This window comes from Gemmobacter serpentinus (genome assembly GCF_008973825.1).
In the GTDB taxonomy this organism is placed as follows: Bacteria; Pseudomonadota; Alphaproteobacteria; order Rhodobacterales; family Rhodobacteraceae; genus Gemmobacter; species Gemmobacter serpentinus.
Genome location: NZ_WCHR01000020.1, coordinates 166,224 through 186,635 on the forward strand (window position 1 = coordinate 166,224; position 20,412 = coordinate 186,635).

Below are 20,412 nucleotides of genomic sequence, written 5' to 3' on the forward strand. Positions count from 1 at the left end.
TCCGTCTCCCTGTTCCGGGGCCCTGCGGTCTTGTCGCCGCCTGGGTCACCCAAGATGTCACGCGTGGTTAGTTTTCCTTTGGCAGATGCACCGCGCGGCGATAGGCGCGCTGGCCGTAAAGCAACGCCGCCGGATCTTCGGAAAGTGTGATCCCGACCACCCGCCCGACGATGATGTGATGGGTTTCCCACAGCAGGGCGGTGGCCAGACGGCATTCAAACACCGCTGTCGCCCCGGTGATCTGCGGCTGGCCCAGCGGACCGGGTGTCCAGCCCGCCCGGTCAAAGCGGTTGTCATGACCGTCGCCGCCGCGCCCGGCAAAAAGGTTCGCCATCGCCTCTTGCCCCTCATGCAGCAGGTTGGCGCAGAAGCTGCGGTTTTTCAGGATTGCGCCCGCGGCGGGCGAAAGGTGGTGGATGCAGGCCAGAAGCGAGGGTTGATCGCCATCCGCCGAAACCGAGGTCAGCGAGGAAATCGTGACCCCGAAACGCCCCGCAGGCCCATCGGTGGTCGCCACCGCGACAAAGGTTGCGGCACGGCTCATGCCTTCGAGGAAACGGGCGCGCAGATCCTCCATCCCCGTCAGCCCAGATCGAAATACCGCTCCAGCTCCACATCGGGAACCTTGCGGCAAAATTCGTGATACTGGCCTTCGCGAGTCGCGCTGAAGGCCTCGACAAAGCGGGGGCCAAGCCAGTCCCTGGCGAAATCCGATCCGCGCAGCCGCGCGATCGCCTCGGGCATGGAGCGGGCAAAATCGCGGCCGGGCTCTTGCGCATAGCCGGACCCGATCACCTCCGGGTCGGGCTCTACCTGTTCGATTACCCCGGCCACACCTGCAGCGATGGTCGCCGCAGCCGAGAGATAGGGATTGCAATCCGCGCCCGGCAGACGGTTTTCCACCCGCAGACTGCCCGGATCGTGACCGACCAGCCGGAAACAGGTGGTCCGGTTCTCATAGCCCCAGGTCAGGCCCGGCGGCGCGAAAGTGCCCGGCGCAAACCGGCGGTAGCTGTTTACCGTCGGCTGGAACAGCAGCGTCATGTCCCCGATATACTTCTGCAAGCCTCCAAGGAAATGGCGGAAGGTCTGGCTAACGCCGTTCTTTGCCCCCTCCTCCCAGAAGAGCGGTGCCCTGGCCTTGTCCAGCAGGCTGATATGCAGATGGATCGACTGGCTGTCGGCCTGTTCGCTCCAGCGCGGCATGAAGGTGACCGACTTGCCCTGCCGCAGCGCCAGCGCCCGCAGGAAATTCTTGAGCAGCACCAGCTGGTCGGCAGGCTCCAGCCCGGTGCCCGCACCGATACAGGCCTCCATGAACCCCGCACCGATTTCCTCATGCATCTTCGCAAGATCAATCTTCAACGGCTCGCAGATCGCAGCCAGCGCCTCATACCATTCGGTCTGCACCACTTGATAAAGGATTAGATCGTGACTTGCGTGCTGGGTCGCGGGCTTAAGGTTGCGATAGCCCTTGGCGCGGGCGCTTTCGGGTGTCTCGTCAAACAGGGTATATTCCAGCTCCATCCCGTATTTCGGCACCAGACCCGCCGCCTCGGCGCGGGCCAGCACCGATTTGAGGATGGAGCGCGGGCAGATCTTCGCCGAGGCCCCGGTGAAATTCGACAGCACCAGCAGGTCATGGCCAGGTTTCGACCATGGCAGGCGGCGGATCGTCGCGGGGTCAAGCTCCAGCGGATCGTCGTGAAAATCGCCCTTGTCATCATTGACGCCAGGGATGGTCTGGAAGGCATCGGTCGGGTCCAGCGCCAGTTGCGCGGGGGACATGCCCATGCCGTTCCGGGCGATCCCCTTCAGACTGCTGGCAGAGACCATCTGCCCGCGCAAAAGCCCGTTGGTATCGGTCATTGCCACCGTGGCAAAACGGCTGGCGGGATCCGCCAGAAATTCGTCAAGCGTCATGCATCACCTGTTGAAGCGGGGGGCGGAAGCCTTGTCAGCTTCTCGAGTTGTGTCAGATCGTCGGCAGGCCGGGTGGAGTAGGCGCGCAGGAACACCCGCAACCCGTTATGGATGAACCGCGCCAGATCGGCGCGCGGCGGCACGAGGTCCGGCTTGTAAAGCGCATGGGTGCGCGGGGCGGAAAGGATCAGCCCCCAAAGGTCTTCGGCCGCCAGCTCCGCATCCTGAAACTCCAGCCTGCCCGCCGCGCGGCAACTGTCGAGATAGGTCATGATCCCCTGCAACAGACGATCCGGCCCGGCCTCCTGATAATAACGGCCGATCTCGGGGAAGCGGCCGACCTCGCCGATGATCAGCCGGGCCAGTGCCAGCATATCGGGGCGCATCACCGTATCGGCGTAATCCCATGCGAAAAGGTAGAGATCCTGCACCATGCCCTCATCCGAGGGGTGCTGGAACACATCCAGCATCTCGTTGCGAAAGCCCCGCATCATCGCGGAGAACAGGGCCTCCTTGCTTTCGAAATACTGATAGAGCGTCGGCTTGGTGATCCCGGCCTCGGCGGCGATGGCATCCATCCCCGCGCCGGAATAGCCCGATTGCGCAAAGACCGTCATCGCCGCCTCAAGGATGCGATGCTCGCGTTCGATCCGGTTCTGTTCGCGGCGCGAGATCTGCGTCATGGCAGGCGCCGCAGGAAATCGGCCAGATGGCGGTTATAGGTCTCGGGGCGTTCCAGATTGCACAGGTGTCCGGCACCCGCGATTTCCTCGAACCGCACATCGGGGCGCGGCGACAGATCCCAGATCCGGCCCGCCACACTGCGAATTTCGGCAGGGGGGGCAAGGCGGTCATGCGCGCCGGTCATCAGCAGCACCGGCATGGTCAGGCGCGCGAAATCGAACCGTTCCAGCGGGTTGGTAAAGCAGGTCAGCGCATCGCGATAGGTCGCGCTCGGGATCGCGGCCATGGAATCGAACAATTGCTGGCGCACCTCCGGGCTGGCATCCGGCCCGGCCAGAACCTTGACCACCGCCGGCGCGAAATCACGCGGGGTCTGGCCCGCATCCAACGGCACCTCGCGCGACAGGCGAAAGGCCTCACGCTCCTCCGGGCCCGCCTCGGACATGCCGGTGCAGCCGCCTGACAGGACCAGCCCGTCCAGAAGGTCGGGATGGCGCATCGCGAAAGATGTGGCGATCCAGCTTCCGTACGACAGACCGACCAGCACCAGCCGCCTGGCCCCGAGCACCTGCATGACACGCAGGATATCGTCGCAATAATCATCGACGGTGGATTGCTGCGGGCCAAAACCGCTGCCGCCATAGCCGCGCAGATCCAGCGCGGCGGCCTGCATATGCTGACCCGCAACAGGCACCTGACCCGCCCAGTTGCCGCGATTGCCACCGATACCATGCAGGAACAGGCAGAGCCGGTCGCCCTGCCCTGCAGTCGTCAGCGCAAGCCGTGGCAAGGCATCGATGCTGCGCTCTTCCAACTGCGGCAGCGATGCCACCTGAAGGGGTTCGGGACGCGCGATCGGCAGCAGATCGGGGCAGGCCAGCGCCGCGATCCCCACCTCGAACACCGCGCGGGTTCCCTCTCGGATCTGGTCGATCCGGGCAGCCCTTGCCGAAATCTCTGCATTCCAACTGATGGCGCTGCCGCCACCCTCAGCGGGGCTGACCGTCACCCTTGCATCATAATCCGTGACACCGGCGATCCCCTCGAGATGGGTGTAACCGAGCGAACGGTCGCTGTCGGAATACCATGTCAGCCGTTCGCGATAGATCGTATCCTCGCCCTGCACCGTGAAGGCGCGGATCAGCCCGCCCTGTTCATCGCGCTCAGCCGCAATTCCTGTCATCAGCGGATGCCAGAGGCCGCAGAACGCGCGCAGCACCGCCCAGACCGCATCCGGCGCGGCGGGGGAATGGCCCAGCACCTGAACACGGTCGCGCAGCATCAGCGCACCCCCTTGATCGTGCCACCCTCACCCCGCCAGAGCGAGGTGCGCGCGCCGCCTTCATCGCCGGGGGCAGTGTCCAGCTCGTCAAGATCATAGAGGGCAAGGACGCCGATATAGTCCTCCATGATTTCTGAAGTATAGGGCAGCATCAGCGCCCCGCAGCGGCTGTCGCGATACATCCGCTCCAGCGGCAGGCTTTTCAGCATCGACTGCCCGCCACAGGTGCGGATCGCCAGCGCGGCGATCTCCTGCACGCCCTCCATCACGTTATACTGTGCGGCATACATGCGCAGCACCTCGCCCTTGGTCGGAAAGCCCTTGGCCTCGCCAAAGGCCTGCCACCAGAGGGCGCGCATATTGGCAAGACGGGCATACATCTTGCTGACCGCCACCCGCTTGGTGGCAAACATCCGACGGTCAATCGGCGGCTGGCCGGGGATACGCCCCTGCAGATAGGCCACCGTAAAGTCAAACGCCCCCTGCGCCACGCCCATATAGGTGGGCGACAGGGTGGCCATCATATGCGGCCAGTTCGCCAGCGTCTTGCCGAAGATCCCCTTGGGCATCAGCAGATCGTCGCGGGTGACAAAGACATCCTTCAGGATCAGATCGCGCGAGTTGGTGCCGCGCATCCCCAGCGGATCCCATTCGCCCTTGACCGTCAGGCCCGGATTGTCCTTGTGGACCACGAAGATCATCGTGTCTTCATGCCGGGGCTCGATACCCTCGAAGGCTTCGGTGCAAACGATGGTGTAGTAATCGCAATACCCTGCAAGGCTCGCGAATTTCTTGAACCCGTTGATCTTCCAGCCGCCCTCGACCGCGCGGCACTGGGTCTGGTTGGGCTTCGATGTCCAGTTTTGCCCGCCCTCGGAAATTGGCTGCGAATAGATCGCGCGCTCGGCAATCGCGCGGCGGAACTGCCTTTCGCGCAAGGGGGCAAATTCGGCGCGTTCGGTATCGGTCAGGTTCGGCATCTCGAACATGAACCGCGACCAGGCCATGGACGAATTGTGCATGTTGAAGGTCAGCGCGGTGGCACCGCAGAACTTGCCGATCTCGGCCCCGACCATGGCATATTCGCCCATGGAAAAGCCCATGCCACCATATTCCACCGGGATGCACAGGGTCAGAAAGCCCTCATCCGCCAGATCCTTGTAATTTTCGACCGGGAACGAGGCATCGTCGTCCACACCCTTGGCCCGTTCGGCAAAGCGCGGCCCCAGATCGTTCACCCGGCGCAGGATCTGCTGCACCTCGGGGCGGATGCGGGACAGGTCGTAATAGTCGGCAATATCACTCATCTCGGTCTCTCTTCGCGGAAAGATTTCAGAGGGCCAGATCGCCCTGCAACACGCCGTCCTTCACGACGACACGGCCATCCAGCGCGATGGTGCAATTGCGCATCGGCAGGTCGAAATGGCCAAGGGTGTAGCGCCCGGCATATTGGTTGGCGCCGGTGGACCACAGGAACGACCCCGCCAGAGCCCGGAATTCGACCGCCTGCATGTCGCGCTTGTCATACATCGCCGCGCTGACCCATTTCGCACCAGGGTTCATCCCCCAGCCGACATGGCTCATCCCGTAGGCGTTGCGGTCGTTCCACGCCTCCATATATTCGCGGAAATGCAGCGCATCGATGCCGTCGCCCTTGATGGCGGTGACAAAGTCATCCTCGACCGTGAAGTCGATCTGGCTGGTCAGATAGGTCTTGAACGTCAGGTTCATGTCACCGACGCCCATGACGATCCGGCCATTCACCGCGTTCTTGCCGGGGAAGGCCAGACACAGGCCCCCCGGCCAATGTGCGACCGCACCCGGTGTGGTGCCAAAACCTGCCGTGCCCCCGCAGGGCGCGCCGCGCAGATCGACGGTCAGATCGGTGCCCAAGCCCGAGGTGACGCGCATCTGGGATGCCTCGCGCAGCATCTGGATGCCAGCCTGCACCTTCGGGCCAAGCTCGGCCCGGGGTTCGGTCCGTTCCAGAATCTCGGGATGTTCATTGGTGATGACCAGAAGCCTTGCCTTGCCGGCCTCTTCGATCTCGGGCCATTCCGGGGCGTGGATCATGCCTTCGACCGTGCAATCAACGATCACCTCGACCCGCTTCAACGCCTCGATCACCGCGCGGTTCTGCTGCACCGCCCATGAGGTTCCGGTGGATTTCACTGGCACCGGGGCGCTTTGCGGCGGAGTCGGCATCTGGATGACAAAGAAGGACGCGCCCAGATCATGCGCCGCAAGTTCGGCCAGATGCACCAGCACTGGCCGCGACTGGGTCTCGGACAGGATTGCGATCTCCGTGCCCTTGCCGATGCCATTCAGGGCAAAAACCCGCCTGAAGCTGGAAAGCCATGTGCCCTCCACCCGTTCCTGGAGCATCCGCCCCTCCGCTGTTGAATGCGATTCGCGCTTTGGCGAATTTCTTTACTTATGAGTTAAGAATTATGGTCCTGCGACATTCTGTCAACAGCGAAGGTGTTGACACGCATCCCGGGTGCAGCCGGTCTCACCCTGGTTGCGCTGCCTGATTGCCATCTTGCCCGCGAAGCAAGGGGCGAAGGCCTTTCTGCAGGAAACCTCGCCCGTGCGGCTTTGGCGGGTCGTGGAAGTGATGCCCGCCGTTCGGCGTGGGACATCGGTCCGGCAGGCAGGTTCAGAACCGTGCCGGTCCCGGCGGCAGCCGACCGCCCAAGATGGAGATATGGTGATCGTATTCTCATGCAGGCAGATGCAGGGCGCGAGGTGCACTGGATCTCATTGCCGGTGCCAACCCGCAGATCACAGCCACGCCGGATTTGTTCATATGTCGCGTCGCAGCCGGGCTCGGCAGGATCGTGTCACCGGAGGCACTTGCCCCGCGCGCATATGCACCGGGGACAATCCTGCGGCGAGAACAGCCCGCATCAACGGCAAACATCGCGGACCGGCCCGACAGGGCGATGCGGGCCGCAGCATCACCCACAGAATGCGCGCGGCCCAGGCAGGTGCCGGGTGCTGGCCGCGTGGCAATCTGATCGCTTTACAAGCGCGGCATCGGGGCGTCGTAGCTTGATCCAAACCACGACGCCCCGCAGTGCCACAGGCGCCTTGAATGCGGAACAAATCTCCTATTCAGCCAGCTTGCTGGTGGCGATCTGCCGATCGAGATCTTCATATCCGAAGTAATTGATCGTCTCGTAAAGCTCTGCCCGGGTCAGCATCTCGGGCAGCATTGCCGAGGTCGCATCCGTTTCGGCCAAAGACGCATATAGGCCCTCCTGCGCCTTTGCCGCGCAGCGCAGGGCGCTGACAGGCCAGATCACCATGGCGTAGCCCATCGCTTCGAACTCCGCTGCCGTGAAGACAGGCGTGCGGCCAAATTCGGTCATATTGGCCAAAAGCGGCACCGCCGGAAAGGCCGCAGCAAAGGCGCGGAACATGTCGGCATCCGTCAGGGCCTCGGGGAAAATTGCATCCGCCCCCGCCTCCAGATACAGCCGCGCCCGGGCAATCGCACCCTCCAGACCTTCACTGGCGGCAGCATCGGTGCGGGCGACAATCACCATATCGCGCCGCGCGCGCGCAGCAGAGGCCACCTTCGCCGCCATTTCTTGCGGGGTGGCCAGGCGTTTATCCGACAGATGGCCACATTTCTTGGGCAGGATCTGGTCTTCCAGATGCACGGCTGCGGCGCCTGCGGCTTCGAACCGGCGCACCATGTGCATCACATTCAGCGCCTCGCCATAGCCGGTATCCCCATCGACCAGCACCGGCAGGCCCGAGGCACCCGCCACCTGCCGGATGAAAAAGGCCACATCATCGACGGTGATGATGCCCAGATCCGGCAACCCCATCGAGGCGCTCATGGCGGCACCCGACAGATAGAGCGCCTCGAACCCGGCGCGCCGCGCTTGCAATGCCGCAAGCCCGTTATGGGCACCCGGCATCCGCAACACACCGCCCTGCGCCAGCCGGGCGCGCAATGCCCGGCCTGCATTCTCAAGGGGTGGGGTGATATAGGTCATTCCCGATCCTCCCGATATTGCTGCAAGTGCAGCGCCTTCAACCTGCGCCGGGCCAGCAGTTGCGGGATCACCAGCATGGCGATGGCCGCCCCCCACAGCACAATGGCGATCCAACTGGACCACAGGATCTGCACATCGCCCGCCGAGAGCGACAAGGCGCGGCGCAGGTTCTGTTCCAGGATCTTGCCCAGCACAAAGCCCAGCACCAACGGGGCCATCGGCACATGCATCCGCCGCAACCAATAGGCGATGACCCCGATCACCGTCATCAGCACCAGATCGAAACTTGCCGATTTGCCGGAATAGACACCGACCGCGCTGACCACCACGATGAACGGGACCAGCACCCAGGCCGGCACCGACAGCATCCGCGCAAAGACACCGACCAGCGGGATGTTCATCGCCAGCAGCATCACATTGCCGATGAACAGCGAGGCGATCAGGCCCCAGACCAGTTCGGGCTGCGCGGTGAACAGCACCGGCCCGGGGGTGATGTTGTAAAGCGTCAGCACGCCCAGCATGATCGCGGTGGTGCCGGAACTGGGGATGCCAAGCGTCAGCATCGGGATGAAGTTGGAATTCGAGGCCGAATTGTTGGCAGCCTCCACGCTCGCCAATCCGCGCAGGTCGCCATTACCAAAGCGGTTGCCTTTGGGATCGGTGCGCTCCACCACGCGCTTTTCGGTGGAATAGGCCAATGCCGAGCCCACCGTGCCCCCCGCCCCCGGCAGCAGACCGATGAAGAACCCGATGACCGAGCCCCGCAGGGTGGCCGCCGTGGTCAGTTTCACCTCGGCCCAGTTGAACAGGCTGCGGCCCATGCGTTCGACTTTGGTGGGGATGCCCTCCTTGTGGCTTTCGTAAAGCAGCATCAGTTCGGAAATCGCGAAAAGCCCGATGACGATGGTGGCGAACTGAATCCCGTCGATCAGGTTCGGCATGTCGAAGGTATAACGGTATACGCCGGAATTGGGGTCGATCCCAACGACGGACAGCGCCAGACCGATGCCCACAGCCAGCAGGGCCTTGACCGGCTCATCCGCAAGAAGGCCCGTCAGGCAGGCAAAGGCAAAGACCATCAGGCCCACATATTCCACCGGGCCAAAGGCCAGCGCCCATTTCGACAGGATCGGCGCGGCCACGACGATCCCCACCGTGGCCAGCATGGACCCTACAAAGGAAGTCCAGGCCGATAGCGACAGCGCGATCCCGGCCTTGCCCTGCCGCGACAGGGGGTAGCCCTCCAGCGCGGTCATCACCGCCGAGGCCTCGCCTGGAACATTGATCAGGATCGCGCTGATCCGCCCGCCATATTCGGACCCGATATAGATCGCCGCCATCAGGATCATCGATGATTCAGGCGGCAGGCCAAGGGCAAAGACCACCGGCACCAGCATGGCTACCGCATTCACCGGGCCAAGGCCGGGCAACACCCCCACCATGGTGCCGACCACCGCACCAAGGGCCGCCAGAGCCAGATTGGTCGGGGTCATCGCGACGGCAAAGCCCGTCATCAAGAAGGCCAAAGTATCCATTACAGCAGATCCCCCAGCAGCCCGGTGGGCAACACCACATCCAGCGCGTGGTCGAACAGCAGAAAGGCACCGACCGACAGCACCGCCGCGCTGATCGTGGCCTGTGCCCAGGTCGCGCCAAAGATCCGTGCCACCACCAGCGACATCGCTGCCGTCGAAATCACGAACCCCAGCGTCGTAAAGACCATGGCATAGACAAGCAGCGTCGCCGCAATGGCCAGGACGCCAAGATTGACGCCCGGCGCATTGCCTTCGACCGCGCCACCGCCCCGGATCAGCAGCAGGGTCCCGCAGATCCCGATCAAGACGGCGGTGATCATCGGAAAGGCGCGCGGCCCCACGGGTTCATAGGCGAAGGGCGCCACAAGACCCCAACCGAATGCGGCCAGGGCAAGGGCCATGAGCAATGCCAGGCCCCCAAGCGTTCTGTTATTGCTCATGGCTTGTCCTCAGTTCGCGACCAGACCGAAACTGTCGGCAAGTTCGCGATAGGTGGCCACCCGGGCATCGACAAAGCCGTCAAGCTCGGCACCCACCATTGGCAGCGGCAGCAGGTTGCGCTGTTCCAGCAGGGCGGCATAACCCGGTGCGGCCATCGCGGTGGCGAAAGCGTCGCTCCACCACTGGTAATCGGCATCGGACACATCGGGCCCGACATAGAAGCCCCGGACGATGGGCCATTCGATGTCAAAGCCCTGTTCCTTTGCCGTCGGGATTTCGGCCAGCTTTCCGGCCAAACGATCGGCAGAATAGATCGCCAGCAGTTTCAGCGGTGCGCCACCGTCAATCGCGGCCTGGCTGTCGCCGACATCATTCATGCAGACCTGCACATGCCCGCCCTGCAGCGCCGTCGCGCAATCGCCGCCGCCCTCGAAGGCGACAAAGCGCATCGCCTTGTGATCGACCCCGGCGGCGCGGGCCGTCAGTGCCGCCTTCATCCAGTCCTGGCTGCCGATGGTGCCACCTGCCCCCAGAATGACCGAAGCGGGATCAGCCTTGATTGCCGCCATCAGATCGGCCAGCGAGCCAAACGGGCTATCGGCAGGAACAACCACCGCGCCGTAATCTGTGCCGATCGACGCAACCCACCGCACGTCATCTGCCGTATAGGCCCCGAACTTGCCCTGCGAGAGATTCAGCAGCGAGCCGGCGGAGAAGGCCACAATGGTGCCCGGCTCGGCCCGACGCTGGCCCACGACGGTGTTGAATGCGACGGCGCCGATCCCACCCGGCATGTAGGACACGCGCAGCGGATCCGCCAAAAGGCCGGCATCCTTCAGCGCCGCCTGTGCCAGCTTGCAGGTGATGTCAAACCCACCGCCGGGCTGCGCCGGGGCAATGCATTCGGGGCTCGCCGGTTCAGCCGCCGCCGCCAATGTGCCCGCCGCAACCGCAATACCGACAAGCGCGGCGCTGCGACCGATGCTCAGAATGTTCATGGTTCCCTCCCAAGGAATATGTCTGGGCCTCCCTGCCCGTTCGACACCTTAGAAAATCCAACCTTTCATCCAGCTTTCAGTCTGACAGGTTTTTCGCAGAGGGGGACGCGGAAGACAGACGGATCGTCGCCGCAAGCCCGCCAGTCGGGCGGTTGCGTAGATCCAGGGTGCCGCCCTGCCCGCGGATGATGGACAGCACGATGGAAAGGCCCAGTCCGGTGCTGTCGTCACCGCTGCGCGCCAGGCGGAACCGTTCCCCCGCGATGCGCAGCGCCTCGGGGTCCATCCCGGGCCCCTCATCGGTGACCTCGATCACGATCTGCTCCTCCGCGCGTCTTGCCGCCAGCAGCACCCGCCCGCCCATGGGCGATGCAGCCAGCGCATTGGCGGCAAGGTTGCTGACCGCCTCGAACAACAGTGGCTCGGTCGCGGCCGTCATAAGCGGCATCTCGGACACATCCACCTCCAGCATGATGCGCCGCTTGCGGGCCGGCGGAAGATGCAGCAGCGCGACTTCGCGCAGAAGATCTGCCGCATCGACCCCCACGCCGTCGGCGGCCAGCATCGCCCCGTTGCGCGCCCGCGCCAACGCTAGAAGCTGCGCGGTCATGCGTGACGTCCGGTCGATCACCGGCAGCATCGCCGCGACGGCATCCCGTTGCGCATCGCGATCCGTCGCCCGAAGGGCATAATCGGCCTGTGTTCGCAGCACCGCAATCGGTGTTTTCAGCTGATGCGAGGCATCGTCGATGAAGCGGCGTTGCAGTTCAGCCTCGGCACGGCTGCGCTGCATCAGCCGGTTCATTGCCCCGACGAGGGGCTGCACCTCGCGCGGCAGCTGGCTGCCGTCCAACTGGCGCAGATCATCGGGTTCGCGACGGTCAAGCCGTTCTTTCAACGCGAAAAGCGGCCGCAAGGCCATATGGACCCCAAGCGCCAGCAAGCCCCCCGCCACCAGCACCGCCAGCACATCGCGCCAGATGGCGCGACCGATCACATTGCGCAGGAATGCCTCACGCGAGCCGGTGGTTTCGGCCACCTCGATGATGATGTTCTGCGCCTTGGAGGCGCCATAAAGCGGCGCGTCAAGCGGGCGCATATAGGCCCCGATCCGCACTGTGCGGCCAAAATATTCTGCATCGTAGAAGATCATACGCCCATCGGGCAAAGGCGGCGGGGGCGGCAGCAGCGCATCGCCGATCTGCACCAGACGATCATCGGTCGAGACCCGGAAAAACACCTCGCCCCCGGCGGTCGCCTGAAAGGTTTCAAAAAGCGGATAAGGCAGCTCCACACCGACCCCGCCGCTTTCGGTCGAGATGTTCAGGTCGATGGCGCGGATCGCCCCCGAGAGCGAGCGGTCATAGGCGCTGTCGGCAAGATCGCGCAGGATCGATGCCGTCAGCCAAAGGCCGACCCCCATCAGGAAGGCCAATGTCGGGATGATCCAAAGCCCCAATGTCTGCCAAAGGGCACGGGCCGAGCGCGGGCGCTTGGCGGCACGCTCAGCCATCGCAGGCTTCCAGCAGATAGCCCAGGCCGCGCAGCGTCACGATCTGCACCTTGTCTTCGCCCAGCTTGCGGCGCAGACGATGGATGATCACCTCGATCGCCTCAAGTTGCAGGTCACTGTCATGTCCCACCAGCCGATCAAGGATCTGCTGCTTTGACAGCGGATGCCCGGCGCGCCGGATCAGCGTGGCAAGCACTGCATGTTCGCGCGGCGACAGGGCCAGGGTTTCGGAAGCCAGGGTAAAACGCTGTGCAGCCTGGTCATAGACCAGTCCACCACAGGTATAGACCCCGCGCGCCCGGCCATGACTGCGCCGCACCAATGCGGCCAACCGCGCCTCGAGCTCCTCAACCGCGAAGGGCTTGGCCAGAAAGTCATCGGCCCCGGCATTGAGCAAAGCAACCCGACCGACCAGACTGTCGCGGGCCGTGACAATCAAGGCTGGAATGCCGTCTTCGGATTTGCGCAGCCGCGTCAGCAATGCCGCCCCATCCAGCGACGGCAAGCCAAGGTCAATCACTACCGCGTCGAAATCATCTCCGGCAAGGCGGCGCTCGGCCATGAGCCCGTCATCTTCCCATTCGACCACGCAGCCGCGCTGTGCCAGAGACTGGCTCAGCCAGTTGGCCAGATCGACATCGTCTTCCACCAAAAGAATGCGCATGGGCGACTTGTCCTCAGCGGCCATCTGACCAGCCATTTGGCACGACCCGCCCCAAAGAACCAAGCTGCGCCTGCAACGGGAACGCGGTCATGCGGCCATTTTACCAGATCGCCCGCATCCATCGACGACAGATGGCCGTCAATCTGTCACGCGGGTTTCCAGCAGCGCAACCGCCTTTGCGGACAGCTCTGCCACCGCAGCATTGCGGGTCGACCAGTTCGCTGGTGTGTCCGAAAGGTAGATCGCCACGAAGAACGGGGCGCGGCCGGGGGGCGTCAGCATTGCTACGATATTGCGGGTGTGATCGCGCCCCCCGCCGGAGCGGTCGGCAACCTGCCAGCCCGGCGGGACCGAGGGGCGCAGCAAGGTGCCGGTGACGCCGCCGATCGACATCCATTCGATCAGTTGCGCGCGCGAGGCGGGAGCAAGCGCGTCCCCTGTCAGCAATACCTGCCAGCTGGCCACCATGGCGGCGGGGCTGGTGGTGTCCCGCGGATCGCCGGGCAAGAACAGGTTCATCTCGGGCTCTTTGCGGTCCAGCCGGGTAACGCTGTCGCCGATCCCGCGCAGGAAGGCGGTCACCGCCTGCGTGCCGCCCATGCGGTCGATCAGCAGGTTGGCAGCGCCATTGTCGCTTTGGTCGAGCGTGGCGAGACACAGACGGGCGATCGACAGGCTGCCGCCAAGATAGCGTGACGTGACAGGTGAATTGCGCGGAACCTGCGCCCCGATCCGCACGCTTTCTTCGAGGCTGATTTCGCCGCGATCAACGCCCTGCAGGATGCCGCCGCAGAGGACGGATTTGAACGTGCTGGCCATCAGGAACCGCTCGTCCTGCCGATGCCCCCAGCTCCAGCCGGTGGCGGTATCAAGGATCTGGATGCCGATCCTCGCCTCCAGATCGGTCTCCAGCCGGGTAATTGTGGCACCGAGATCTGCCTCAGGCGTCTGCGCGTGTAGCGGTGCGGCGAGCAGCAGAAGGATGGCGGCGATAAGACGGAAAAACATGCGGTGGTTCGGTGATGTCTGCAACAAGATGGCGCAGGCTTAGCACAGGCCGCAAGTCATGTCCGCAATGCCGAACCCTAAGTTGGGTGCCGCACGGGCCGATGTCCTCAACGGATCCGCACTCTATGCCGCAACCTTCCAGGTCCTGGGGCTGACATAAAGAATGCTGCCATCGACACTGACCATCACGTCTCCATCCTGAATGTTGACCTGCAACCGCATTGAGCGACTGGCCTGCCCTGCGAGCCCGGCGGTGTCCTCTTGCGTCAGGTTGACCACCTGAAGATTGTCAAAGCGCGCAGAGCTGCCCTTGATCTTGTCCCACCAGATCTCGGCCTGTCTGCCCCCATAGGCATAGACCGTGACCTTTTGGGACTTGCTGCAGGATTGTCGAATGACCTTCTCGCTGGGCAGGCCCAGCGCCACCCAGAGTTCAAGCTCGCCGCTCAGGCTCTTTTGCCAGATATCCGGCTCATCTTCCGTCGACAGGCCCTTGGTCATTTCCAGCTGCGCCGCTGCATTGAGCGCGAAAGCCAGCAGGCGCACCATCAGCCGTTCATCCGTTTCCGATGGGTGCTTGGCAACGGTCAACTTGTGGGTATCGTAATAGTGACGATCCATGTCGGCCACGGACAGCTCGACTTTATGGATGGTGGCATTCTGCGCCATGACGGACCCCCTGCAAGACAAGGCTACTTAGTGTGTTTGCCGCCAATATGTAAGCGCGAAGGTGCCGTCCCAATTGGGACGACACCGTTTCGCCCTATGCCACAGGCACCGTTCCGCCATCGATGATATGTTCGGTCCCGGTGATGGATGCGGCGCGGTCTGACGCCAGGAAGGCGATCAGGTCTGCAACCTCTTGCGGGGCGGCGGGGCGACCCAAGGGAATGCCGCCGAGCGATCGCATGATGACCGCAACCGCCTCGTCATAGGAAATCCCGGCTTCTTCGGCGATGCGCAGGGCCAGACCGTTGGCCCCCGGATTGGCGATCCAGCCCGGGGATACCCGCACCACGCGCACGCCCTTGGGCGAGACCTCTTTCGAGAGGCTCTTGCTATAGGTGTTGAGCGCGGCCTTCGCCGCAGCATAGCCGGTGGTCGCCTCGGGCAGCGGCAGCCGACCCTGGATCGAGGTGACATGGATGACAACGCCATGCCCTTGCGCGATCATGCCCGGGATCAGCGCACGATCCAGCCTGACGGCAGGAAAGAAGTTGAGGTTGAGTTCCTTCTCCCATTCCGCATCGGTCAGCGCGACAAAGCCGCCGGAGGGCGCGGAGGAACCGCCCAGCACATTCACCAGAATATCAAGCCCGCCAAGATCGCGATGCACTGCATCGACGACGGTCTGCACCCCCGCGACCGTGGTCAGATCCGCTTCAACGAAGCCCACAGCCGGGGCATCTGCGGGCCTCTTGCGCGCCGTGGTCAGCACATGGGCACCAAGTTCCCGGAACAGGGCAACCGTCGCAGCGCCAGCCCCAGAAGTGCCGCCGGTAATCAGGGTCCGGCGGCCCTGCAATGTCAGGAACGGGGTCATACGGTGATCTCCAACTCGGCGATCTTGTCTTGCTCCAGGACGAAGAAGAACCGCAAGTCGATCGGGCTACCTGGGAAATTGCCAACGGCATGGGCCGTCACCTGGGTCCTGCCGTTCTCGGTGCCGATGAAGAAGGGTGTCACCGTATAATCGTATTGCTGTTCTTCTGCGGCCATCCAGTCGCGGATGGCATCGCGTCCCCGATGCGTCTTGCCCTTATCTTTCACGATACCACCTGCGGTGAAGGCAGACGCGACCGCCTCTGGGCTGCGGTCGCGGTCGGCGTCGAAGTAGGCTTTGATGCTATTCGGTAGAATGATCGCCATTTTGATCTCCATCCATGGTTTCTGCAGGCCCCGCTTTGGCATCGCCGCGGTGCGGGGTTGACGAGAGACAATCTAGATCTGGACGATTGGCGCGATAATTGGGATAAAGCAGCATGAGGAATGTCGATAATAAGGACAATGACCCGGCCTCTCTTTTCTGATCTGGATGCCGTTCTCAGCGTGGCCCGGCTTGGCTCATTCCGGGCGGCGGCGCTTGATCTCGGCATGTCGACCACGGCACTCAGCAATGCCATCGCCAAGCTGGAACAGCGTCTGGGGGTTCGCCTGTTCAACCGCACGACGCGAAGCGTCGCGCTGAGCGATGCAGGGCGGGCCTTTGTCGACCGGGTCGGGCCCGCCATGACGGATATTCACGATGCGATGCGCGTCGTGCAATCGTTGCAGGACACACCTACCGGCACCTTGCGCATAAATGCTTTCGCCTCGGCTGCGCGCGAGGTGATGGCACCGCTCCTTATCCCCTTCCTGCGACGCTATCCGCAGGTGCAGATCGATCTGGTGACGGAAGGCAAGCTGGTCGATATCGTTGCGGGCGGGTTTGATCTGGGGTTGCGCCCCCTCGACCTGGTGCCCAGCGATATGATCGCCATCTCGCTGCGCCTGCCGCGTGGAAACGCCGTCGTCGCCGCGCCGGAGTTCCTTCAGCTCCATGGCTCCCCCACCGTGCCAACCGATCTTTACCGCTTCCGCTGCATCCGCGCGCGCCTGCCCAACAACGCCTTGTTCCGCTGGCGATTTGAGAAAGACGGGGTGCCGGTCCAGATCGATGTGCAGGGTGCCCTGACGCTTGATGAATCAAGCCTTGTTCGGATCGCGGTGCGGGAAGGCATGGGGCTCGGCTATGTTCAAGAGGCGGATGTGCGCGAGGATATCGCCGCGGGTCGGCTGGTGCGGGTTCTCGAAGACTGGACCCCGTCCTTGGCACCGCTGGCGCTTTATTATCCGGGACGGAAGAACCCACCCGCCGCCTTCAGCGCCTTTATTGCTGCCGCGCGAGACTTCGCCGGCGCATGAAGGCGGCAATCCCGGTCCATCTTGCCAAAGCCAAGGTCACGACCTGACACGCCCGCCGAAGATCAGCTCTGCATAGGTGCCGCCGCAAAATCCATGTCAAAGATGCGCCCACGGTTCAGGATGCCCCGTGGATCAAGCGCCGCTTTCAACAGACGCATCGTCGCGATCTGTTCCGGGCTGCGCGACAGGTGCAGCCAAGGCTTCTTGTCGACGCCAATTCCGTGCTCTGCCGAGACCGAGCCACCATATGCGGCAACCAGCTCCAGCAAGCGCGCCATCGCCGCCTCTTTCTGCGGTGTTTGGAACACATAATGCAGATTGCCGTCGCCCATATGGCCAAAGACATGGAAGGCGGTTTCGGGGTCGATCTGCCGCAGGGCCGCCTGACTGTCGCGCAGGAAATCGGCGATACGGAGCGTGGGCACGCTGATATCTCCACTGGCGACATGATCCAGGCTGCGCACGAAATCCGCGCAACCATCGCGCATATCCCACAGGGCCAGAAATTCGCGCGGGGATTGCGATACCACCGCATCCAGCGCCAGCCCCTCTTCGATCGCGGCCATCAGCGTGGTCATGAACACCTCTTCGGCCGCGGCGGCGCAGGCCTCGGCCTGAATCTCGGCCAGAACATAGACCGGGGCTTCGGTGCTGAGTGGCGGGGTGATCCCCAGATGCCTGGTCACGCCATGATAGGCACCCGGCAGCATGATCTCGAAGGCGGATAGCACGCCGCCCACCTCGGCGCGCAGCTGTTCCAGCAGGGCAAGCGCCGCCTCGACCGAAGGCAGGGCCAGAAAGGCGTTCGCCTCCACCACCGGGCGCGGATGCAGCCGCAGCAGGGCGCGGGTCACGATGCCAAGTGTGCCCTCGCAGCCGATGAACAGCTGGTTCAGGTCATAGCCGCTATTGTCCTTGGCGATGTCCTTCAGCGCGCTCAGGATCGTGCCATCGGCCAACACGACCTCAAGCCCGGCCACCTGCGCGCGGAACATGCCATAGCGCAGCACCCGGATGCCCCCGGCATTGGTGGCGATATTGCCGCCGATGGTCGCGGTGCCACGGGCGCCGATATCGACGCCGAACATCTGGCCGGCTTCAGTCGCGGCTTCCTGCACGCGCTGCAGCGGTGCCCCGGCCTCGGCCAGAACGGTGGTGGCACCGGGGCGGACTGGCTCCACCGAGGTCATCCGCTCCAATGACAGCACGGCCTCGCCCGCGCGGATGCGATGCGCGCCGGACAGGCCGGTGCGCCCGCCCTGCACGACCAGCGGCTGGTGAAAGGCATGGCAGGCCGCCATGGCGGCCGCCAGTTCTGCCGTTGACCCCGGGCGCAGGACAAAGGCGGGCCGGGCCGAGGCCCGGTCGCGCCGATCCTCCTGATACCGCGGATCGATGGCATCGCCAGTCAGCAGGGCCTGCGCAGGCACAACCTGCGCCAACCGGGCCAGCAAGGCTTCGAGTCGCTGATCCCCAACCATCTGATCCCCGAATCTCTGATCTTTGGTCATGCGCCCCCTCCCCGGTTTGCCCCGAAAAGATGCGTCAGTTTATATATTTGTCAAACCTATTATTGTTTAAATATTCCAGCTATGCTCGCGTCGAATCCACGAACGGGGAGATCGGCATGGCACTGCAATATGACGAGATTGTCCGATCCGGCCTGTCGCGGCAGGTGGCCGATCTGATCCGGGCTGCCATTTTGGATGGCCGTCTGGCGGTCGATGAACGCCTGCCCAATGAAGAAGAGTTGGCACGACGCTTCGGCATCTCGCGCCCGACGGTGCGCGAGGCGCTGAAGGTTCTGGCGGCGCAAAATCTGATCCGGTCGCGGCGTGGGCCGACGGGGGGCAATTTCGTCATCCGCCCCGAGCCGGAGGGCGTGGCGCGCGCCATCACAGATGCCGCAACGCTGCTGGTCGGCGTTGGCAGCTTTGGCAGCGACGAGATCGTTCTGGCCCGGGTCGAGACCGAGAGCCTGTGTTGCAAACTGGCTGCCGCAAACCGCAGCGACGCGGATCTGGCCCGCATGGGCGAAGAGATCGCGCTGCAACGGCAAGACGGCCTGACGGATGAAGATTTCTGCGCCTCGGATGTGCGGTTTCATCGCGCGCTGGTGACCGCCACGGGCAATGGCCCGCTGCGCCTGATGATGTATGCCGTGATCGAGAGCTTCATTCCGATCACCAATATGCTGATCTATCGCGAGCACGAACGCCGCCGCACCGCCGATAGCCATGAACGGATCATGATGGCGATTGCGGATCGCGAGGGTGACCGCGCGGCGGCACTGATGCGCAGCCATCTGGATGGCCTGCGCAGCGTTTTGGACACCGCATTGGAGCGGCGCGCCGCCGCTGCCTCTGCACGACATTCCGAGGGAGGAGATGACAGATGACCCAACCATTCCGCGCGATGATGATCGTCGATCAGGATGGCAAGCCAAAGGCCGAATTTCGCGACCTGACGCTGGCCGACCTGCCCGATCATGAGGTGCTGGTCGAGATTTCGCATTCGACGCTGAACTACAAGGACGGGCTGGCCATCTCTGGCAAGGGCCGGATCGCCCGGCGTCTGCCGATGGTTGCGGGGATCGATCTGGCCGGGGTGGTGGTCGAAAGCCGTAGTTCTGCCTGGAAGGCCGGGGACCGGGTTCTGGTCAATGGCTGGGGCCTGTCGGAAACCGAATGGGGTGGCTATGCCCGCTTTCAGAGGCTGAAGCCCCAATGGCTGACCCGGCTGCCGGAAGGCTTTACCGCCGAGCAAGCGATGGCGGTGGGCACGGCTGGCTACACCGCCGCGCTTTGCGTCGATGCACTGGAAGACTGGGGCGTGATCCAGCCGGGCGGCGCAGAGGTCCTGGTGACCGGGGCCGCCGGTGGCGTGGGCTCCACCGCGATCAGCCTGCTGGCGCAGGGTGGCTACAAGGTGACCGCCGCCACCGGACGCCCCGAGACCCATGACTATCTGGCAAGCCTTGGCGCGACGGGGTTTGTCGACCGGGCGGCGCTGGCCGAAAAGGGCGGACCGCTGCAAAAGGAACGCTGGGGCGGTGCGGTGGATTCCGTGGGCTCCACCACGCTCGTCAATGCATTGGCCCAAACCGTCTATGGCGGCGCGGTCGCGGCTTGCGGTCTGGCCGGCGGTCTGGATCTGCCCGGCACGGTGATGCCGCATATCCTGCGCAGCGTGGCGCTGATCGGGGTCGACAGCGTGATGGCACCGCAAACCCGGCGGGATCGCGCATGGTCCACGCTGGCCGCGCGGCTGGACAAGGCGCATTTGGCAAGTATCGCCCGGGTCGAGCCGATGTCGGCCCTGCCGCAGCTTGCCGACGACATCATCGCGGGCAAGATCCGGGGGCGCGTCATCATCGATGTGACGGCCTGACAGCGGAATCTGACCGGGAAAAGCAAAAGGGCCGGAGAGACATCTCCGGCCATTCTTGAT

The 20,412-nt window shown here is 63.8% G+C and carries 20 protein-coding genes; 3 read left to right on the forward strand and 17 right to left on the reverse strand.

Annotated elements, in window-relative coordinates:
• Positions 1 to 67: 67 nt before the first annotated feature.
• The 16 genes from GBJ34_RS13640 to GBJ34_RS13720 form a co-directional block, all read right to left on the reverse strand.
• Positions 68 to 577, reverse strand: a complete 510-nt coding sequence (locus tag GBJ34_RS13640; RefSeq protein WP_151719758.1) for a flavin reductase family protein — start codon at positions 575 to 577, stop codon at positions 68 to 70.
• A gap of 5 nt (positions 578 to 582) precedes the next feature.
• The gene (locus GBJ34_RS13645) at positions 583 to 1,923 is read right to left on the reverse strand and encodes a glutamine synthetase family protein (RefSeq protein ID WP_151719759.1); all 1,341 of its coding nucleotides are present in this window, start codon (positions 1,921 to 1,923) and stop codon (positions 583 to 585) included.
• Positions 1,920 to 2,606 (reverse strand): TetR/AcrR family transcriptional regulator, encoded by a 687-nt coding sequence (locus tag GBJ34_RS13650; RefSeq protein ID WP_151719760.1) that lies wholly within the window; start codon positions 2,604 to 2,606, stop codon positions 1,920 to 1,922. Before GBJ34_RS13650 ends, GBJ34_RS13645 begins: the two co-directional genes overlap by 4 nt.
• Positions 2,603 to 3,889 (reverse strand): alpha/beta fold hydrolase, encoded by a 1,287-nt coding sequence (locus GBJ34_RS13655; RefSeq protein WP_151719761.1) that lies wholly within the window; start codon positions 3,887 to 3,889, stop codon positions 2,603 to 2,605. The genes GBJ34_RS13650 and GBJ34_RS13655 overlap by 4 nt, the downstream gene beginning before the upstream one ends.
• Positions 3,889 to 5,196 (reverse strand): acyl-CoA dehydrogenase family protein, encoded by a 1,308-nt coding sequence (locus GBJ34_RS13660; protein ID WP_151719762.1) that lies wholly within the window; start codon positions 5,194 to 5,196, stop codon positions 3,889 to 3,891. The genes GBJ34_RS13655 and GBJ34_RS13660 overlap by 1 nt, the downstream gene beginning before the upstream one ends.
• Before the next feature lie 25 nt (positions 5,197 to 5,221).
• A complete protein-coding gene (locus GBJ34_RS13665; protein WP_151719763.1) occupies positions 5,222 to 6,274 on the reverse strand; it encodes a M29 family metallopeptidase in 1,053 nt (350 codons plus the stop codon).
• Between the two features lie 728 nt (positions 6,275 to 7,002).
• The gene (gene prpB, locus GBJ34_RS13675) at positions 7,003 to 7,899 is read right to left on the reverse strand and encodes a methylisocitrate lyase (RefSeq protein ID WP_151719765.1); all 897 of its coding nucleotides are present in this window, start codon (positions 7,897 to 7,899) and stop codon (positions 7,003 to 7,005) included.
• Positions 7,896 to 9,434, reverse strand: a complete 1,539-nt coding sequence (locus tag GBJ34_RS13680) for a tripartite tricarboxylate transporter permease (RefSeq protein WP_151719766.1) — start codon at positions 9,432 to 9,434, stop codon at positions 7,896 to 7,898. The genes prpB and GBJ34_RS13680 overlap by 4 nt, the downstream gene beginning before the upstream one ends.
• A complete protein-coding gene (locus GBJ34_RS13685) occupies positions 9,434 to 9,874 on the reverse strand; it encodes a tripartite tricarboxylate transporter TctB family protein (protein WP_151719767.1) in 441 nt (146 codons plus the stop codon). The genes GBJ34_RS13680 and GBJ34_RS13685 overlap by 1 nt, the downstream gene beginning before the upstream one ends.
• Positions 9,875 to 9,883: 9 nt before the next feature.
• Positions 9,884 to 10,873, reverse strand: coding sequence for a tripartite tricarboxylate transporter substrate binding protein (locus tag GBJ34_RS13690; RefSeq protein ID WP_151719768.1), 990 nt, complete (start codon positions 10,871 to 10,873; stop codon positions 9,884 to 9,886).
• 76 nt (positions 10,874 to 10,949) lie between these two features.
• On the reverse strand, positions 10,950 to 12,386 hold the full coding sequence (locus GBJ34_RS13695; protein ID WP_151719769.1) for a sensor histidine kinase: 1,437 nt from the start codon (positions 12,384 to 12,386) through the stop codon (positions 10,950 to 10,952).
• On the reverse strand, positions 12,379 to 13,050 hold the full coding sequence (locus GBJ34_RS13700) for a response regulator (RefSeq protein WP_151719770.1): 672 nt from the start codon (positions 13,048 to 13,050) through the stop codon (positions 12,379 to 12,381). Before GBJ34_RS13700 ends, GBJ34_RS13695 begins: the two co-directional genes overlap by 8 nt.
• A 138-nt stretch (positions 13,051 to 13,188) precedes the next feature.
• A complete protein-coding gene (gene bla / locus GBJ34_RS13705) occupies positions 13,189 to 14,058 on the reverse strand; it encodes a class A beta-lactamase (RefSeq protein WP_151719771.1) in 870 nt (289 codons plus the stop codon).
• A gap of 123 nt (positions 14,059 to 14,181) precedes the next feature.
• The gene (locus GBJ34_RS13710) at positions 14,182 to 14,727 is read right to left on the reverse strand and encodes a YaeQ family protein (protein ID WP_151719772.1); all 546 of its coding nucleotides are present in this window, start codon (positions 14,725 to 14,727) and stop codon (positions 14,182 to 14,184) included.
• Positions 14,728 to 14,821: 94 nt separating this feature from the next.
• Positions 14,822 to 15,601 carry an SDR family oxidoreductase gene (locus GBJ34_RS13715; RefSeq protein WP_151719773.1) on the reverse strand — a complete coding sequence of 260 codons (780 nt, stop codon included), beginning with the start codon at positions 15,599 to 15,601 and terminating at the stop codon, positions 14,822 to 14,824.
• On the reverse strand, positions 15,598 to 15,939 hold the full coding sequence (locus tag GBJ34_RS13720; protein WP_226341176.1) for a nuclear transport factor 2 family protein: 342 nt from the start codon (positions 15,937 to 15,939) through the stop codon (positions 15,598 to 15,600). Before GBJ34_RS13720 ends, GBJ34_RS13715 begins: the two co-directional genes overlap by 4 nt.
• A 126-nt stretch (positions 15,940 to 16,065) precedes the next feature.
• On the opposite strand from GBJ34_RS13720, the gene GBJ34_RS13725 reads away from it, so the two are divergent.
• Positions 16,066 to 16,962: a LysR family transcriptional regulator gene (locus tag GBJ34_RS13725; protein ID WP_151719774.1), complete on the forward strand. Its 897-nt coding sequence runs from the start codon at positions 16,066 to 16,068 to the stop codon at positions 16,960 to 16,962.
• 62 nt (positions 16,963 to 17,024) lie between these two features.
• Here the strand turns inward: GBJ34_RS13725 and GBJ34_RS13730 are convergent, their stop codons facing one another.
• On the reverse strand, positions 17,025 to 18,473 hold the full coding sequence (locus tag GBJ34_RS13730) for an FAD-binding oxidoreductase (protein ID WP_226341177.1): 1,449 nt from the start codon (positions 18,471 to 18,473) through the stop codon (positions 17,025 to 17,027).
• Between the two features lie 116 nt (positions 18,474 to 18,589).
• Between GBJ34_RS13730 and GBJ34_RS13735 the strand changes: the two genes are divergently transcribed.
• On the forward strand, positions 18,590 to 19,360 hold the full coding sequence (locus GBJ34_RS13735) for a FadR/GntR family transcriptional regulator (RefSeq protein WP_151719775.1): 771 nt from the start codon (positions 18,590 to 18,592) through the stop codon (positions 19,358 to 19,360).
• On the forward strand, positions 19,357 to 20,352 hold the full coding sequence (locus GBJ34_RS13740; RefSeq protein ID WP_151719776.1) for an MDR family oxidoreductase: 996 nt from the start codon (positions 19,357 to 19,359) through the stop codon (positions 20,350 to 20,352). The genes GBJ34_RS13735 and GBJ34_RS13740 overlap by 4 nt, the downstream gene beginning before the upstream one ends.
• Positions 20,353 to 20,412: the final 60 nt, after the last annotated feature.

What these genes read in the sequence shown, in the direction of transcription:
- GBJ34_RS13690 (WP_151719768.1), bottom strand. Translation starts at nt 10,873, where the DNA reads ATGAACATTCTGAGCATCGGTCGCAGCGCCGCGCTTGTCGGTATTGCG.
- GBJ34_RS13640 (WP_151719758.1), bottom strand. Translation starts at nt 577, where the DNA reads ATGGAGGATCTGCGCGCCCGTTTCCTCGAAGGCATGAGCCGTGCCGCA.
- GBJ34_RS13715 (WP_151719773.1), bottom strand. Translation starts at nt 15,601, where the DNA reads ATGACCCCGTTCCTGACATTGCAGGGCCGCCGGACCCTGATTACCGGC.
- GBJ34_RS13720 (WP_226341176.1), bottom strand. Translation starts at nt 15,939, where the DNA reads ATGGAGATCAAAATGGCGATCATTCTACCGAATAGCATCAAAGCCTAC.
- GBJ34_RS13735 (WP_151719775.1), top strand. Translation starts at nt 18,590, where the DNA reads ATGGCACTGCAATATGACGAGATTGTCCGATCCGGCCTGTCGCGGCAG.
- GBJ34_RS13710 (WP_151719772.1), bottom strand. Translation starts at nt 14,727, where the DNA reads ATGGCGCAGAATGCCACCATCCATAAAGTCGAGCTGTCCGTGGCCGAC.
- GBJ34_RS13725 (WP_151719774.1), top strand. Translation starts at nt 16,066, where the DNA reads ATGACCCGGCCTCTCTTTTCTGATCTGGATGCCGTTCTCAGCGTGGCC.
- GBJ34_RS13645 (WP_151719759.1), bottom strand. Translation starts at nt 1,923, where the DNA reads ATGACGCTTGACGAATTTCTGGCGGATCCCGCCAGCCGTTTTGCCACG.
- GBJ34_RS13730 (WP_226341177.1), bottom strand. Translation starts at nt 18,473, where the DNA reads ATGACCAAAGATCAGAGATTCGGGGATCAGATGGTTGGGGATCAGCGA.
- GBJ34_RS13665 (WP_151719763.1), bottom strand. Translation starts at nt 6,274, where the DNA reads ATGCTCCAGGAACGGGTGGAGGGCACATGGCTTTCCAGCTTCAGGCGG.
- GBJ34_RS13700 (WP_151719770.1), bottom strand. Translation starts at nt 13,050, where the DNA reads ATGCGCATTCTTTTGGTGGAAGACGATGTCGATCTGGCCAACTGGCTG.
- prpB (WP_151719765.1), bottom strand. Translation starts at nt 7,899, where the DNA reads ATGACCTATATCACCCCACCCCTTGAGAATGCAGGCCGGGCATTGCGC.
- bla (WP_151719771.1), bottom strand. Translation starts at nt 14,058, where the DNA reads ATGTTTTTCCGTCTTATCGCCGCCATCCTTCTGCTGCTCGCCGCACCG.
- GBJ34_RS13695 (WP_151719769.1), bottom strand. Translation starts at nt 12,386, where the DNA reads ATGGCTGAGCGTGCCGCCAAGCGCCCGCGCTCGGCCCGTGCCCTTTGG.
- GBJ34_RS13685 (WP_151719767.1), bottom strand. Translation starts at nt 9,874, where the DNA reads ATGAGCAATAACAGAACGCTTGGGGGCCTGGCATTGCTCATGGCCCTT.
- GBJ34_RS13680 (WP_151719766.1), bottom strand. Translation starts at nt 9,434, where the DNA reads ATGGATACTTTGGCCTTCTTGATGACGGGCTTTGCCGTCGCGATGACC.
- GBJ34_RS13660 (WP_151719762.1), bottom strand. Translation starts at nt 5,196, where the DNA reads ATGAGTGATATTGCCGACTATTACGACCTGTCCCGCATCCGCCCCGAG.
- GBJ34_RS13650 (WP_151719760.1), bottom strand. Translation starts at nt 2,606, where the DNA reads ATGACGCAGATCTCGCGCCGCGAACAGAACCGGATCGAACGCGAGCAT.
- GBJ34_RS13740 (WP_151719776.1), top strand. Translation starts at nt 19,357, where the DNA reads ATGACCCAACCATTCCGCGCGATGATGATCGTCGATCAGGATGGCAAG.
- GBJ34_RS13655 (WP_151719761.1), bottom strand. Translation starts at nt 3,889, where the DNA reads ATGCTGCGCGACCGTGTTCAGGTGCTGGGCCATTCCCCCGCCGCGCCG.